Source organism: Polymorphobacter sp. (assembly GCF_051860865.1).
Taxonomy (GTDB): Bacteria; Pseudomonadota; Alphaproteobacteria; order Sphingomonadales; family Sphingomonadaceae; genus Sandarakinorhabdus.
In genome coordinates, this window is sequence record NZ_JBIMKZ010000140.1 from 1 (window position 1) to 2,378 (window position 2,378).

A 2,378-nucleotide genomic window follows, 5' to 3' on the forward strand; every position below is an offset into this window, starting at 1 on the left:
AAAAGAGGCCTCCGGCGGTAAACGATGGCCGCCGGCGGCTGGGGCCGTAGGCCCCAGACCCCAATAATCCGGTCTCGGCACGGCGACGGCCGACGGTCTTGCGGGATGGACCCAATATTTGGGGTCTGGGGCCTGCGGCCCCAGCCGCCGGAGGCCTTCCCTTCCCGCCGGAGGCAATTCACTTCCGCCGGAGGCCAGTTACTTCTGAATGTCGACCGCCTAGATAATGACATCCGCTGGCAGCGGTGACGGGCCGATCAGCTGCTCGTAGCGGCGCAGCGCGTAGCGATCGGTCATCCCGGCGACGAAATCGCAGATGTGACGGGCCCGTGCCGGCTCGTCGGCGGGGAGCGAGGCCTGCCAGTCGGCCGGCAGCGCTTCGGGCTGGTCGTGGAGCACGGCGAACAGGTCGGTGACCACCTGCTGGGACGGATCGCGCAGCGCCGCGACGCGCGGGTGGGTGTACATCCGCGCGCGCAGGAAGCGCTTGAGCGCTGCCGTGTCGGCGGCCATCGCCGGAGACAGGCCGACCAGCGGCCTCCCGGCGGCGCGCACCGCCGCTGCGTCGACCGGGGCGGCCTCGGCCAGCCGGCGGCCGGTCTCGGCCAGCAGGTCGTCGATCATCCGGCCGATCTGCTCGCGCACCAGCTCCGGCACCATCCGCCGTCGGGCGGTGACGCCGGGCCAGCGCGCGGTCACCGTCGCCAGCGTTTCGGCCACGAACGGAACCTCGGCGGCGATCTCCTCGAGGCTGAACAGCCCGGCGCGAATGCCATCATCGAGATCGTGATTGTCGTAGGCGATGTCGTCGGCGATCGCCGCCACCTGCGCCTCCAGCCCGGCATGGCCGGACAGTTCGAGCGGCCAGTCGCTGTCGATCTCGCGCATCGCCCAGCCGGGATCGAGCAACGGGCCATTATGCTTGGCCAGCCCCTCCAGCGTCTCCCAGTTGAGGTTCAGCCCGTCCCAGCCCGGGTAGCGGCATTCGAGCCGGGTGACGATGCGCAGCGCCTGGGCGTTGTGATCGAAGCCGCCGAAGCCGGCCATCGCCGCCTCCAGCGCATCCTCGCCGCTATGGCCGAACGGCGGATGGCCGAGATCATGCGCCAGCGCCAGCGCCTCGGTCAGGTCCTCGTCCAGCCCGAGCGCGCGGGCGATGGACCGGGCGATCTGCGCCACTTCGAGGCTGTGGGTCAGCCGGACGCGGAAATGGTCGCCGTCGGGCGAAACGAACACCTGGGTCTTGTAGCGCAGGCGGCGGAAGGCCGTCGAATGGACGATCCGGTCGCGGTCGCGCTGGAACGGGCTGCGGGTGGCACTGTCCGGCTCGGGGTGGCGGCGGCCGCGGCGCGGGGTGGTGGCATAGGCAGACAGCAAAAGGGGCCTCCGGCGGCTGGGGGCTGGCCCCCAGCCCCCTTTAATGGGTCCGGGTCTGGTGTCGATGGTTGAAGCGGCGGGCCAACGCATTAGAATGACGGGATGACAACGATCTGGCACAATCCCAAATGCGGGACCTCGCGCAACGTGCTGGCCATGCTGCGCGCCAGCGGCACCGAGCCCGAGGTGGTGCTCTATCTGGAGACTCCGCCCGATACGGCAACGTTGGCGCGGGTGGCGAAAGCGGTCGGCGGCGCCCAGGCGCTGCTAAGGACCAAGGGCACGCCCGCAGCCGAACTCGGGCTGGAGTCGGCAGACGACGTCGCCATCCTCGCCGCCATGGCCGAACATCCGATCCTGATCAATCGACCGGTCGTCATCACGCCAACGCGAACGATCCTCGCCCGACCATCCGAGCGCGCGCTGGAGATACTCGAAGGCCCGCTGCCGGCCGATTTCCGCAAGGAAGACGGAAAGCCCGTCGCCTAGATCTTCCCCTGCGCCTTCATCTCGGCATAGCGGCGCGTGGCGACCACGGCGTCGAGATAGGCCTCCTGAAACTCATGGCTCCAGTAGCGCAGCCGTTCGAGCGGGATCGCCGTGCCAGTTACGGCGCACAGCACATGGTCGCCACGCGTCATCACCTCGAAGGAGCCGGAGAGATACCGCAGCTTTGCCAGCCGGCCGTTTGAGAACAACATCTGAAGCAACCTTATCTACAGCAATCGTGCCTGGGCGGGCTCGGGGACCACGCGGGTATCGCCGTCATGGAAGCGGATCGTCAAGCGCGGCTGGGTATCGGCCTGCGCCCGGCTGGTCAGCGGCTGGCCATTCTTGCCGAGCACCAGCGCATAGCCGCGCGCCAGCACCTGCTCGGGGCCCAGCGAGCCGAGCAGCCGCGCCGCCCCCGCCAGCCGCGCCGCATCGGCCTGCTGGCGGCTGCGCAGCAGCCACGGCCGCAGCCCCGCCGCCCGCGTCTCCAGCCCGGCGCGCGCCACCCG

General features: G+C 69.9%; 4 protein-coding genes. 1 reads left to right on the forward strand and 3 read right to left on the reverse strand.

Annotated elements, in window-relative coordinates; all coding sequences use genetic code 11:
* Positions 1-219: 219 nt before the first annotated feature.
* Positions 220-1,377, reverse strand: coding sequence for a deoxyguanosinetriphosphate triphosphohydrolase (locus tag ACTIFJ_RS15270; RefSeq protein ID WP_439534971.1), 1,158 nt, complete (start codon positions 1,375-1,377; stop codon positions 220-222).
* 102 nt (positions 1,378-1,479) lie between these two features.
* Between ACTIFJ_RS15270 and arsC the strand changes: the two genes are divergently transcribed.
* Positions 1,480-1,866: an arsenate reductase (glutaredoxin) gene (gene arsC, locus ACTIFJ_RS15275; protein ID WP_439534972.1), complete on the forward strand. Its 387-nt coding sequence runs from the start codon at positions 1,480-1,482 to the stop codon at positions 1,864-1,866.
* Here arsC and ACTIFJ_RS15280 read toward each other — a convergent pair.
* Positions 1,863-2,078 (reverse strand): DUF2093 domain-containing protein, encoded by a 216-nt coding sequence (locus tag ACTIFJ_RS15280; RefSeq protein ID WP_439534973.1) that lies wholly within the window; start codon positions 2,076-2,078, stop codon positions 1,863-1,865. The two genes, arsC and ACTIFJ_RS15280, sit on opposite strands and share 4 nt — an antisense overlap.
* A 15-nt stretch (positions 2,079-2,093) precedes the next feature.
* Positions 2,094-2,378, reverse strand: a 285-nt coding sequence (locus tag ACTIFJ_RS15285) for an exodeoxyribonuclease VII large subunit (RefSeq protein WP_439534974.1), incomplete at its 5' end; no start/stop codon positions are given.